Annotated in this window: 11 protein-coding genes; 2 read left to right on the top strand and 9 right to left on the bottom strand. The window is 55.1% G+C overall.

All coding sequences use genetic code 11. The annotated features are described in order from the left end of the window. Positions 1-4: 4 nt before the first annotated feature. Positions 5-595, bottom strand: coding sequence for a GNAT family N-acetyltransferase (locus GQY55_RS20865; protein ID WP_160043823.1), 591 nt, complete (start codon positions 593-595; stop codon positions 5-7). A gap of 38 nt (positions 596-633) precedes the next feature. Continuing rightward, positions 634-1,500, bottom strand: a complete 867-nt coding sequence (locus GQY55_RS20860) for a metallophosphoesterase (protein ID WP_160043894.1) — start codon at positions 1,498-1,500, stop codon at positions 634-636. A 209-nt stretch (positions 1,501-1,709) separates the two neighbouring features. On the opposite strand from GQY55_RS20860, the gene GQY55_RS20855 reads away from it, so the two are divergent. Next, positions 1,710-3,089, top strand: coding sequence for an aldehyde dehydrogenase (locus GQY55_RS20855; protein ID WP_160043822.1), 1,380 nt, complete (start codon positions 1,710-1,712; stop codon positions 3,087-3,089). Positions 3,090-3,104: 15 nt separating this feature from the next. Here the strand turns inward: GQY55_RS20855 and GQY55_RS20850 are convergent, their stop codons facing one another. From GQY55_RS20850 to GQY55_RS20835, 4 genes are all read right to left on the bottom strand, one after another. Further along, complete coding sequence (locus GQY55_RS20850; RefSeq protein ID WP_160043821.1) at positions 3,105-3,746, bottom strand: potassium channel family protein; 642 nt, start codon at positions 3,744-3,746, stop codon at positions 3,105-3,107. Positions 3,747-4,113: 367 nt separating this feature from the next. Continuing rightward, positions 4,114-4,878, bottom strand: a complete 765-nt coding sequence (sdhB, locus tag GQY55_RS20845; protein WP_160043820.1) for a succinate dehydrogenase iron-sulfur subunit — start codon at positions 4,876-4,878, stop codon at positions 4,114-4,116. Between the two features lie 15 nt (positions 4,879-4,893). Further along, the gene (sdhA, locus tag GQY55_RS20840) at positions 4,894-6,639 is read right to left on the bottom strand and encodes a succinate dehydrogenase flavoprotein subunit (RefSeq protein WP_160043819.1); all 1,746 of its coding nucleotides are present in this window, start codon (positions 6,637-6,639) and stop codon (positions 4,894-4,896) included. A gap of 15 nt (positions 6,640-6,654) precedes the next feature. Next, positions 6,655-7,323, bottom strand: a complete 669-nt coding sequence (locus GQY55_RS20835; protein ID WP_160043818.1) for a succinate dehydrogenase cytochrome b558 subunit — start codon at positions 7,321-7,323, stop codon at positions 6,655-6,657. A gap of 219 nt (positions 7,324-7,542) precedes the next feature. Between GQY55_RS20835 and GQY55_RS20830 the strand changes: the two genes are divergently transcribed. Further along, positions 7,543-8,457 carry a LysR family transcriptional regulator gene (locus GQY55_RS20830; RefSeq protein ID WP_160043817.1) on the top strand — a complete coding sequence of 305 codons (915 nt, stop codon included), beginning with the start codon at positions 7,543-7,545 and terminating at the stop codon, positions 8,455-8,457. A gap of 250 nt (positions 8,458-8,707) precedes the next feature. Here GQY55_RS20830 and GQY55_RS20825 read toward each other — a convergent pair whose 3' ends face one another. The 3 genes from GQY55_RS20825 to GQY55_RS20815 form a co-directional block, all read right to left on the bottom strand. Then, positions 8,708-9,958, bottom strand: a complete 1,251-nt coding sequence (locus GQY55_RS20825; protein ID WP_160043816.1) for a cation:proton antiporter — start codon at positions 9,956-9,958, stop codon at positions 8,708-8,710. Between the two features lie 16 nt (positions 9,959-9,974). Beyond that, a complete protein-coding gene (locus tag GQY55_RS20820) occupies positions 9,975-10,643 on the bottom strand; it encodes a potassium channel family protein (RefSeq protein WP_160043815.1) in 669 nt (222 codons plus the stop codon). Positions 10,644-10,808: 165 nt separating this feature from the next. Next, positions 10,809-12,152 carry a TrkH family potassium uptake protein gene (locus GQY55_RS20815; protein WP_160043814.1) on the bottom strand — a complete coding sequence of 448 codons (1,344 nt, stop codon included), beginning with the start codon at positions 12,150-12,152 and terminating at the stop codon, positions 10,809-10,811. Positions 12,153-12,202 lie beyond the last annotated feature (50 nt).

Here is a 12,202-nt window from a genome sequence, read left to right as displayed (position 1 = left end):
CCTTTCAGTCCTTACCCTCGCGTTCAACGCCCGAACGACAGGCTTCAAATTGCCGGTCCGTAAGGCTGTATATTTTCATTTCAAGCGGTGCCGCAAAAAACATCCGCTTATGGATAAACGTTCGTTCCAGCACCATGCCGTTTTTTTGCATGACGCGTTCCGAGGCGGCGTTAACGGCATGGCACCGGCCTTCGACCCGCCGCAGCCGCAGTCCGCAAAAAACATATTGGAGCAGCACGCCCACGGCTTCCGTCGCCAGTCCCCGCCGCCAAAACCTGCGGTCGATCATGTAGCCGATCATGGCGTCTTTTTGCTCCTGCCTCCAGTTTTGCAAGGACACGACCCCGACGGGAACGTCCGACTCCGGAATCCATATCCCGTAATGCTTCGAATCCGGGCGGCCGTCGTTCAAAAGCTCCGCCGCCACGCGGCGGGAACGCCCGAAGCTGAACATCGACCCTTGCGTGACGTATTTCGCCACCAGCGGATCGGAGAGGATCGCCAGCAACGCGGGGGCATCTTTTTTCTCGATCTGCCGGAGCGTGAGGCTTTCTCCCGCCAACACGGGCGAAAAATGAAATTTATCCGCAATCATTTCCGGATCCTCTCCTTTTTCGGATCATAGGACATAATTCAGGCTTTGCCTGATCTCAGCGTGATAATCGTCAGTTCCGGTTTGCACAGGAAACGGATCGGCAAATGGGTTTCGCCGATGCCCCGATTGACGTAGAGCGGCATAGAACGTTCCCCGATGGCATAGGTTCCCATTATATAGCGCCTCGATCCGGGCGGGGTCAGCACGGCTCCGAGCAACGGAAGACGAACCTGCCCCCCGTGGCTGTGTCCGGACAACTGCATATCAAACGGATACCCCGCGGCCGTGTCCGCGTAATCGGGTTCATGCATCATCAATAACGTAAACAGTCCGTGAGGAACGCCGCTTAATCCTTGAACGGGGTCGGGCGATCCCATAATCCCGTCCTCCAGGCCAACGATGGCGAGCGCCTCCCCTTGGCGTTTGACAAGGCCATGCGTGTTCCGCAGCACATGAAATCCCGAAATTCCCAGCATATCCGCGATCCGATCCGGATCGCCCAAATAGTCGTGGTTGCCAAGAATCGCGAATTTCCCCAGCGCCCCGTTCATGGAAGCCAGCAGCGGAAGATAGTCCCGCATGGCCTCCGTGCGGGAATCCACGGCATCCCCGGTAAACAGGACAAGGTCGGGCGACTCGCTTTCGATCGCCTCGGCCAACCTTGCCATATCGCTTTCACGCGTATGAAACCCGAGGTGCAGGTCGCTGAACAACGCGATGGTCAAACCGTCAAAAACGACGGGGAGCCTGGGACAGCGGAAGGACTGCCGAACGACGTCAAGCTGCCTTGGTTCCCATAGCCAGGCGTACCCCCCGGCCAGCATGCCGGCGCCCAAAATGGCCGCTCCCGAGCGTTTCAAAAACGCCCTTCGCGTCATCCTGCCGGACTTTCGGCTGTTTTTCATCGGCTGGATACTCCCTGTATAATAAAAATAATGAAAAACGTCTATCGACGTAACCCCAAAGAAGACAGACCGCGTTTAAAGGTCGTTTTTCTTGCAATATCAGGTAGCAATAGCTCTGTAGTTTATTCTTTCTGATATGATAAGAAAAACTTGCGGCTTCATGTTCGTTTCGATCGAGTCATCAGATGAACGGGAAAGGATGAATCCCTATGTCTAACGATACCATGTCAAACCTGATTCAGAAACAAAAACATTTTTACAACAGCGGCCAGACCCGCTCTTACGACTATCGCCTGCGCCAGCTCAGCAAGCTGAGGGAGGCGCTGGCCGCGAACGAAAGAAACATAATGGACGCGCTGAAAAAAGATTTGAATAAAAGCGAATTCGAAGCCTTCTCCACGGAAATCGGCATTGTCTACGCGGAGCTGGCTTTTGCGATCAAACATCTGCGCCGCTGGATGGCGCCCAAAAAGGTCAAAACCGCGTTAACCCATATCGGCAGCAAAGGCCGGGTCATTGCCGAGCCTTACGGCACCGCGCTCATCATAGCCCCGTGGAATTATCCGTACCAGCTGGCCGTTTCCCCGCTGATCGGGGCATTGGCGGCCGGAAACACCGTCTTGTTGAAACCTTCCGAGCTGACCCCCGCCATGTCGTCGCTGCTGGCCGAACTTCTCGGCGGCATTTTCGACGAGGAATACGTGGCCGTGGTACAAGGCGGTCCGGAAACAAGCCAGGAGCTGCTCACCCAGCCGGTGGACTACATCTTTTTTACGGGCAGCGTCAACGTCGGCAAAATCGTCATGCAGGCCGCTGCCAAGCAGCTCATTCCGCTGACGCTGGAGCTCGGGGGCAAAAGCCCCTGCATCGTACATCGGGATGCAAAGCTGAAGCTTGCGGCGCGGCGCATCGTTTTCGGCAAATTTACGAACGCCGGCCAAACCTGCATCGCCCCGGATTATTTGCTCGTGCACCGCAGCATCAAAAAAGAGCTGGTCTCGCATCTGCGGGAAGCCATCCGCGAGCTCTACGGGGCCGATCCGTTGTCCAACCCGTCTTACGGCCGCATCGTCTCCGAGAAGCATTTTAAGAGGCTTGCTTCCTTTCTGCAGGACGGCAGCATCGCCGCCGGCGGCAAAACGGCGCCGGATCGCCTGCAAATCGAACCTACGCTTCTCGATCAGGTCACGTGGGATATGCCCGTCATGCAGGAAGAAATTTTCGGCCCGATTTTGCCGATGCTGGAATACGACGACATTCAGGAAGCCGTGGACATGGTTAACGCCCGTCCCAAGCCGCTTGCGCTGTACCTGTTCACGCAGCAGCCCGGCATCCAGGAGAAGATTGTCGGCAGCATCTCCTACGGCGGCGGCTGCGTCAATGACACGCTCATGCATATCGCCACGCCGTACCTGCCGTTTGGCGGCGTCGGCGAAAGCGGCATGGGCGCGTATCACGGAAAGGGCAGCTTCGACACCTTTACGCATTACAAAAGCGTGCTGAAGCAGACCAATCGTTTTGACATCACGTTCCGCTACCCGTCTTCCAAAAACGGGCTCAAGCTGCTGCGCAAGCTGATGAAGCCTTAATGGCTAAATCGCTCCCTACAACTCCTCCGGCAGCTTGTCGTCGGGACTCGGGCTGAAGATCCGCCGGAATTCGGTCAGCATCGACAAGGCATAAGCCACGGTAATGAAGCTGAAGCAAATTTCCATAATGACCGCCAGCCTGGCCGTGCTGTCGGCGGGGGAAATGTCGCCGTACCCGACGGTTGCGAAGGTCGCCACGCTGAAATAAAGAAAGGAAATGAGCTGGTTCACGAGATCGCTGCCGATATTTTCCCCGTCGAAGGCTTCCTGCCCGAACAGCTTATATATGGACGTATAAATAATGGTAAAAAAGCAAATGCACATCAATGCCGCCGCGCTGATTCGAATCAGCAGCGTCTTCATGTAGGACCTCCTTTTTTTCAGCGCGGATTCGGCAATTCCGTTAAAAATGTAGAGCACGTAAAAAATGACGGAGGCCAGGCAAAACAGCAAAATGAGCGCCCTCATCCCCCCGCTGCCCGGCACGATGTTCATCAGGTCGATCAAACCGAACAAATCCTCCAGCGACACGAGCACATAGATGATGACCGGCGCCAGCAGCACCGCCTTGCTCGTCCATTTTTTCTCCAGCCTGTAAAAAACGGCCATCAGCGCCAACAGGCCCGCCACATTCAAAAGCCACATCCACCATGTCATAATCGAACACCTCCCGCCCGCCACGGATCCGGGTCCGGCGCTGCACCTTCCTCCCGCTCTCAAAGCCGTAAGCTTTTGCTTGCCGAAAGGTTGCTTAATTTGCATTACCCCGCGGCAGGAGTTGCGTCACACATCTTCCCGGGGAGAGGAAGCCTTTTCCCATTGCCAACCGAACTGAACAAAAGAAAAAACTCGACCAAGCTTTATCTTTTGGCGCGCCTTATAAAACATATAACCCTCCTCTGAATAAGAGAAGGGTTATATAAAGTTAATGATCGTAACAAATAAATCATTCCATCACGTTAAAAAGCCCCGCCGTCCTGCAGCTTCCTGCAAAGACGGTGGGGCTTGCATTTCCAGCTTCGCGTTACACGCTAAGCCATTTTTTGAACAAATGCTTGGTTGTCTGCTTGTTGATTTCCGCGATGGACGTAGTAAGCGGAATGCCTTTCGGACAAGAGCGCACGCAGTTCTGCGAGTTGCCGCAGCCTTCGATGCCGCCGTCGTCCATCAAGGCGTCCAGCCGTTCGTCTGCGTTCATTTCGCCCGTCGGATGGGCGTTGAACAAACGAACCTGGGAAATCGCCGCAGGCCCGATAAAGTCGGACTTGTCGTTGACGTTCGGGCAGGCTTCGAGGCAAACGCCGCAAGTCATGCACTTGGACAGCTCGTATGCCCATTGGCGTTTTTTCTCGGCCATGCGCGGTCCGGGACCCAGATCGTACGTGCCGTCGATCGGAATCCAGGCTTTGACGCGTTTCAAAGCGTTGAACATCCGGCTGCGGTCGATGACCAGGTCGCGTACGACCGGGAACGTCCGCATCGGCTGCACGCGGATCGGCTGCTCCAGCTTATCGACCAGCGCCGCGCAAGCTTGGCGAGGTTTGCCGTTGATCACCATGGAGCAGGCGCCGCAAACCTCTTCGAGACAGTTGGATTCCCAGCATACCGGGGCGACTTTTTCGCCTTTGGCATTCTGAGGATTGCGCTGAATTTCCATCAGCGCGCTGATTACGTTCATTCCCGGGCGATAAGGAAGCTCGAATTCCTCGACGTACGACGCCGATTCCGGGCTGTCCTGACGGGTAATGATAAACTTCACTTTTTTGGTAGAAGCAGTTTGTTCCGCCATGTCAAATCCCCCTTCTTACTTGTCTTTGGAATAGTCACGAATCCGCGGCGGGATGAGCGACACGTCTACCGCCTCGTAGGAAATTTCCGGTCCGTCCGGCGTCCACGTCGCTTTGGTCGTTTTCAGGAACTCTTCGTCGTTGCGGTCCGGGAATTCCGGCTTGTAATGCGCGCCGCGGCTTTCGTTGCGCAGCAGCGCTCCAAGCGTCATCGCTTCGGCCAGCTCAAGCATGTTCCACAGCTGGCGGGTAAAGGACGCTCCCGGGTTGTTCCAGCGCGATTTGTCGTTGATGTTGATGTTTTTGTACCGCTGCTTCAGCTCTTTGATTTTGCCGATCGTTTTTTCCAGCTTGTCGTTGTAACGAACCACGGTCATGTTCGCCGTCATCCATTCGCCCAACTCTTTATGCAGCACATAGGCGTTTTCGTTTCCGTCCATTTTGAGGATGTTTTCGTATTTGTCGTCCTGCTGTTTTTTGTACCGGTCGAATACGGTGGAGGACACGTCCGCCGCGGACTTCTTCAAACCTTTGATATATTCGACCGCTTTCGGGCCGGCCACCATGCCGCCGAAAATCGCGGAAACGAGCGAGTTCGCGCCCAGGCGGTTGGCGCCATGGTATTGGTAATCGCATTCGCCGGCCGCAAACAGGCCGGGAATGTTGGTCATTTGGTTATAGTCGACCCACATGCCGCCCATGGAATAGTGCACGGCAGGGAAAATTTTCATCGGGATTTTGCGAGGATCGTCGCCGACGAATTTTTCATAGATTTCAATGATGCCGCCAAGCTTGACGTCCAGCTCCTTCGGATCTTTATGCGACAGGTCGAGGTAAACCGTATTTTCGCCGTTGACGCCAAGCCCCTGGTTAACGCACACGTCGAAAATTTCGCGCGTTGCGATATCCCGTGGAACAAGGTTGCCGTAAGCCGGATATTTCTCTTCAAGGAAATACCAAGGTTTGCCGTCCTTGTACGTCCAGATCCGTCCGCCTTCGCCGCGGGCGGATTCGGACATCAGGCGCAGCTTGTCATCCCCCGGAATGGCCGTCGGGTGGATTTGGATGAATTCCCCGTTCGCGTAATGTACGCCCTGCTGGTACACGGCGCTTGCGGCTGTCCCTGTGTTGATGACCGAGTTGGTCGTTTTGCCGAAAATGATGCCGGGACCGCCGCTGGCCAGAATAACCGCGTCGGCCGCAAACGTATGGATCTCCATCGAACGAAGGTCCTGCGCAACGATGCCGCGGCACACGCCTTCGTCATCGATGACGGCTTGAAGGAACTCCCAATTCTCGTGTTTCGTGACGAGTCCCGCCGTCTCATGCCGGCGAACCTGCTCATCCAGCGCATACAGCAGCTGCTGGCCGGTGGTTGCGCCCGCGTATGCCGTACGGTGGTGTTTCGTTCCGCCGAAACGGCGGAAATCAAGCAAACCTTCGGGAGTCCGGTTAAACATGACCCCCATCCGGTCCATCAGGTGAATGATGCCCGGAGCCGCTTCGCACATCGCTTTGACCGGCGGCTGGTTGGCAAGGAAGTCCCCGCCGTAGACGGTATCGTCAAAATGGATCCATGGGGAGTCGCCTTCCCCTTTGGTGTTGACGGCTCCGTTAATTCCGCCCTGCGCGCACACGGAGTGCGATCTTTTAACGGGAACAAGCGAAAACAGGTGAACATGGACGCCCGCTTCCGCCGCTTTGATGGTCGCCATCAAGCCGGCCAGGCCGCCGCCCACGATAATGATGTTGTTTGATGCCATTTTTGCTCACTCTCCTTAACTAAGAACTGACTTTACGGTATCAAGCCATGCGGTTGCTTGCTGGAATTCCGCTCCGCGGAACGCGATCATGGACAACACGAGCATCACGCTCACAAGGACGAACAACGTCATGCAGATGTAAGACGATACGCGCTGCGCGCGCGGTCCGACCGTGATGCCCCAGCTGACGAGGAAAGACCAGAGACCGTTGGCGAAGTGGAACGAAGCCGATACGACGCCGATCAAGTACAGGATGAACAGTCCCGGCTGAACGAAGATGTCGTGCATCGTGTTTCCCAGCTGTTCATGGGTAATGTTGCCGAGCGCCAATTGGATACGGGTTTCGTACACGTGCCAGATGATGTACACGAACGTAATCACGCCCGTAATGCGCTGGAACAGGTAACGCCAGTTTCGCGAATACTGGAAGCGCCCGTTATTCGGCTTGGCTTGGTAGGCGATATACAAACCGAACACGCCGTGGTAAATCAGCGGAAGGTAGATCAGCCCCCACTCGAGCAGCCAGAGAAGCGGAAGATCGTTGATCAGCTTGACGCCCGCGTTAAAACGCGCGAGCCCTCCTTCGAACGCGCCGAAGTTCGTCAGCGCATGCTCGATGAAAAACAAGCCGAGCGGAATGACTCCAAGAAGCGAATGCAGCTTTCTGGAATAATAACCATTCATAGATTGACGTGCCCCTTTCTCACATTATAACGTTTTCAATTTTTCATTTTCCGACATTTCACAGAAGTTCGCACGCAAAAGTGTGAACAACTTGTGGCACTTTTCATGTTACTCTTTTTTATCTTATAATGGAATTGCAATATAATTATTAATCGTTATAATTTTTATGCATATGTAATAAACGCTGATCTTCATTCCACGGTAAGGAAGGTGAATCGGATGTTCGAGGACTTGGACGTCTTTGCGACGATTGTCGAACAGTCCAGCTTGAACAAAGCATCCCGTATTCTGAATTTGTCGCAGCCCGCCCTGTCCCGAAAAATTACGAAGCTCGAGGACGAGCTGGGCGTCAGCCTGTTCAACCGGCGCGGCAAAAGGCTGGAGCTTACCGCCTTCGGGCAAACCGCCTACAATTTCGCTTTGGAGCAGCGGCAGCAGAAACTGAAATTCATGCAGCTGATCGCCAAATATAAAGGAGACGACCAAATCTCCGTTACGCTCGGGGCAAGCCTCACCACCCTGCAGACGACCCTGCCGCCGCTCGTGACCGCTTTCATGGAAAAACACCCGACGGCGGAACTGAAGCTGATCACGGGCAAAACGCATGAGATCGTCTCCGCCGTGCGCGACAAAAAAGTCGACGCAGGCATCGTGGCCTCGGCCATCGAGGAACCCGGACTGCGTTGTACCGCATTGTTCGACGACCATCTGGAGCTGGTTCTCCCGAAAAGCCACCCGCTTCTCGAAAAGGACGACGTAGGGATGGAAATGCTGCATGGCCTTCCTATGATTATATTTTCAACCGGAACGTGGTACCGTAAACTTACGGACGATCTTTTTCACCGCGCCGGCGTCGTGCCGGACATCCGGATGGAAATGGACTCGTTCGAAGCGATCGTCCGTCTGCTTCCCGCCTGCAAAGCCGCCGCGCTGCTGCCGAAGTCGTATTTGCGGAGCCAGCTGCTCGACGATAACGACCTCGCCACGATCCATATTCCCGCCCTAAAAGAAACCCGGCGCACAACCTCGCTTATTTATCCGGACAGCGGCGGGCTCAGCGCCGGCGCCAAGCGTTGGGTGGAAGAAACGAAATCGATCTTTGGCCAGCTTGCCCGGCAGCATCATCATTCGTAAGCACAGCAGCCTGTTTCCCGGTTTAAGCACGCTAACTCCGGCTTTCCGGCATCGGCCGAAAGTCAAATCCATGTTCCGCGAATCGCAATATCCCCGTTAAAGCTTGCTTTCGGCCTGATGTTAACCGAAAACATATTTGCGGATCTTGAAAAACAAAAAAACTGCCTCCGGCCGCTGCTACGCTGCAGCCGGAGGCAGTTTTTTTAACCAATATGGCAGCTTGCCAAACGGTTGATGCCGTCCTTGTCGTTCACTCGGCGGCCGGATTGGCGCCCGGTTTGACTTCAAGGCCCAATTTGCGGGCGACAAGCCCGGTCGTGCTCGCCTGTACCAAAATCGTCAGCATGATCGCCATAAACGTCATCGCCGAAATCGTTCCCGCATGCGCCACGCCGAGACCGGCGATCATGCCGGACAACGCCGCCGGGATCACCCCGGTTTCGCGCACCCACATCATAAACAGCAGCTCGCGCCAGGACCATTTCACCTTCCGGTCAGGCAGCGCGCAGAGCAGGATCGTCACCGGCCGGGCCACGAACATCAGCACAAGCACCGCCGCCAGGCTAGGCCAGAAATAATCCCCGAGCGTTTGGAAATTCACTTGGCTGCCAAGCAAAATAAAGATGAGCATCCGCATCATGACGCTCGTATTGTCGGCAAACGCCCCGGTTTCCTCCAGCTTGTCGTCCATCGACAATCCCATCGCATCGGCGTTGCCCCAGATCAGCCCGGCGACGAACGTAGCCATAAATCCGCTGACATGGAGCATGTCCCCTATTAAATAGGAAGAAAGTGCAACGACGATCATCGCGATCGTCGTGTAATCCTTCAGCACGCCGAGGCGGAAATGCGCCACCAGATAGGTCAGGACGACCGAAACGACCGCTCCGACGGCGATGCCGCCGGCGGCCGTTTTGACGAAGTCCCAAGCCATGCCGCCGATGTGCAGCGATGTTCCGCCCGTCACCGCGGCCAGCAGCGCAAACGTAAGGATGGATCCGGTCGCGTCGTTAAAGGCCGATTCGCTTTCGACCGTCTCCCGTACCCGCTTTTTGATCTTCACCTGTTTAAAGACGGGGATGATGGAGGCCGGGTCGGTCGAAGCAATGACGGCGGCCGCGAGAAAAGAAAAAATCCAATCGAGGCCGAACAAAAAATGCACCGCCGCGCCCACGATGCCCGTCGTGATGATTACGCCCGGGACACTTAGCAGTGACAGGGTAATCCAGACCTTTTTCAGCCCGCCGAGACTCAGGTTCCGGCCGCCGTCAAACAAAATCAGCGCGGAGCCTGCCGTCAAAATGAGCTGATTGATGAGCGAGCTGCTTTCGGCGTTGATTAGATGCAGCCCTCTTCCAAGCACCATGCCGGCGACGATAAACACGGCGACGTCGGGCAAACGAAGCCAGGACGCCAGCCTTCCGGCCAGCATCCCGACGGTAATGATAAAGAGCAGCAGGATTAAAATATGATGAATGATTTCCGTCGTCTGGGTTTCCAATGTACCTACTCACATCCTAGTCTGCATTGACGGCTTCGCTTTCGAAGCGGTCGATGTTGTCGTTGGCGCCGATGATGACCATGATGTCGCCGGCGCGAAGCTGGTCCATCGCCGTCGGGGCCACGATCACCTTTCCTTGGCGGTGAATCGCCACGATGCTGCAGCCGAATTTGGCCCGGGTGTTGATCTCGCTTAACGTTTTGCAGTCGAGCGTTTCAGGCACCTTCATTTCGACGATGCTGTATTCTTTGGAAATCTCGATGTAGTCGAGCAGGTTCGGCGTCACGAGCTGGTGGGCGACGCGGATGCCCATGTCTTTTTCCGGGAAAATAACCCGGTCGACGCCCAGTTTCTCCAGCGCGCGGCCGTGAAGGACCGAAATCGCTTTGGCGACGACCGTGCGCACGCCCAAATCCTTCAGCAAAATCGCGGCCAGAATGCTCATCTGGATATCGTCGCCGATGGCGACGATGCCGCAGTCGAAATTGCGGATCCCGAGCGACTTGAGCACCTCCTCGTCCGTGGCGTCCGCCACGACCGCATGCGTCAAATATTCGCTCATGTCGCTGACGACTTCTTCGTTTTTATCGATTCCGAGCACCTCATACCCCAAATCGACAAGCTCCAGTGCTAGGCTTGAGCCGAAACGCCCCAGACCGATGACGACAAACTGCTGTGTTTTCATTCTCTCCTGATACTCCTTACTTAATCAATTTCTGTTTTGTTTTTACCTATATAGCATGAATTAAAGTTATTACTTGTCATTCCTTGATCCACAGGGAATATCCGTTTCAAAGATGTGACTTTCTTTAATTCAATCTATATATCCAGCATTTTGCAAAATCCTTGCCTATCCGATAATAATTTTGCCTTCCGGATGACGATACAGCTCCTTGCCCTTTTTAGGGCCGAGCGCATACGCCAGGGTGAGCGGACCGAGCCGTCCGGCAAACATCGTCAGGCAGATGAGGATTTTACCGACCAAAGTCAAATGCTGCGTGAGTCCGAGCGTAAGCCCGACCGTTCCGAAGGCCGATGTGGTTTCGTACAAAATCGTCAAAAAGTTGCTGTCCTCCGTCGTCGAAAGCACCATGGACACCCCGACCACCAGGAAGAGGGCCATGAAGGTGATCGTCAACGCCTTAAAAATGCGGTCCTGCGCCAGACGGTACCGGTAAAGCACGATATCGTCGCGCCCGCGGATCATGGCGATGACCGCGCCGACCAGAATGGTAAAGGTCGTCGTTTTGATCCCGCCCCCGGTGGAGCCCGGCGAAGCCCCGATAAACATCAGGATCACCATAAAAAATTGGGAGGCCTGCCGCATGCTCGCCAGATCAAGCGTGTTTGCCCCTGCCGTACGCGGCGTCACCGACTGAAAAAACGAAGCGAGAATTTTGCCGCCCCAGTTCAAGGAGCCAAGCGTTTTCGGGTTCGAGAATTCGAAAATGAAAATGACGACCGCCCCGACGAGGATCAGCGCCCCGGTCATGGAAAGCACGATTTTGGTGTGAAGCGAAAGCTTCCGGTTTTTTCGGAAATCGACGACGTCGGACATGACGATGAAGCCGATCCCGCCGGAAACGATCAAAAACATCACGACGATGTTCACGAGCGGATCGTAGACATACCCGGTCAAGCTGTTGAAGTGCCCGAACAGGTCGAAACCGGCGTTGTTGAACATCGACACCCCGTGAAAAATGCCGAAGTAGATCGCCCGGCCGACCGGCATGTCGAAGGACCAGCGGATGGCGAACAACAAGGCCCCGCAGCCTTCGATCACGAGCGAGAAAATAAGCACCTTGCGGATCAGTCGCACGATGCCTTCCATCGTGTTCTGGTTCATCGCTTCCTGAAGGATCAGGCGGTCGCGCAGCGAAATTTTCCGCTTGAGCACGAGGGAAAACAAGGTCGCCATCGTCATGAAGCCGAGACCGCCCACCTGGATCAGGAGCATGATGACGACTTGTCCGAAGGTGCTGAAAAACGTTCCCGTATCCTTGACAACCAAACCGGTAACGCAAGTTGCCGACGTCGCCGTAAACAACGCGTCGATGAATCGAAGCGGCTTGCCCGTTGTGTTCGAAATCGGCAAGGTGAGAAGGATGGCCCCGATGAAAATGATGCAGGCAAACCCCAGAACAAGAATTTGGGGGGGAGCCAGTCGAAACCACTTGATTTTAGCTGCCAACATAGTCACCTCATTAAAAAAGTCAAAAGAAAAAAAGCATCGGAAATCCAATG

The sequence above is a fragment of the Paenibacillus sp. USDA918EY genome (assembly GCF_009870825.1).
GTDB lineage: Bacteria > Bacillota > Bacilli > Paenibacillales > Paenibacillaceae > Paenibacillus_AQ > Paenibacillus_AQ albilobatus.
Note: the sequence above shows the minus strand (reverse complement) of the source record. Positions and strands in the feature narration are given on the sequence as shown.

Excerpts from the sequence above, each read along its gene's own strand:
- GQY55_RS20865 (WP_160043823.1), bottom strand. The coding sequence starts at position 595 with ATGATTGCGGATAAATTTCATTTTTCGCCCGTGTTGGCGGGAGAAAGC.
- GQY55_RS20860 (WP_160043894.1), bottom strand. The coding sequence starts at position 1,500 with ATGAAAAACAGCCGAAAGTCCGGCAGGATGACGCGAAGGGCGTTTTTG.
- GQY55_RS20855 (WP_160043822.1), top strand. The coding sequence starts at position 1,710 with ATGTCTAACGATACCATGTCAAACCTGATTCAGAAACAAAAACATTTT.
- GQY55_RS20850 (WP_160043821.1), bottom strand. The coding sequence starts at position 3,746 with ATGACATGGTGGATGTGGCTTTTGAATGTGGCGGGCCTGTTGGCGCTG.
- sdhB (WP_160043820.1), bottom strand. The coding sequence starts at position 4,878 with ATGGCGGAACAAACTGCTTCTACCAAAAAAGTGAAGTTTATCATTACC.
- sdhA (WP_160043819.1), bottom strand. The coding sequence starts at position 6,639 with ATGGCATCAAACAACATCATTATCGTGGGCGGCGGCCTGGCCGGCTTG.
- GQY55_RS20835 (WP_160043818.1), bottom strand. The coding sequence starts at position 7,323 with ATGAATGGTTATTATTCCAGAAAGCTGCATTCGCTTCTTGGAGTCATT.
- GQY55_RS20830 (WP_160043817.1), top strand. The coding sequence starts at position 7,543 with ATGTTCGAGGACTTGGACGTCTTTGCGACGATTGTCGAACAGTCCAGC.
- GQY55_RS20820 (WP_160043815.1), bottom strand. The coding sequence starts at position 10,643 with ATGAAAACACAGCAGTTTGTCGTCATCGGTCTGGGGCGTTTCGGCTCA.
- GQY55_RS20815 (WP_160043814.1), bottom strand. The coding sequence starts at position 12,152 with ATGTTGGCAGCTAAAATCAAGTGGTTTCGACTGGCTCCCCCCCAAATT.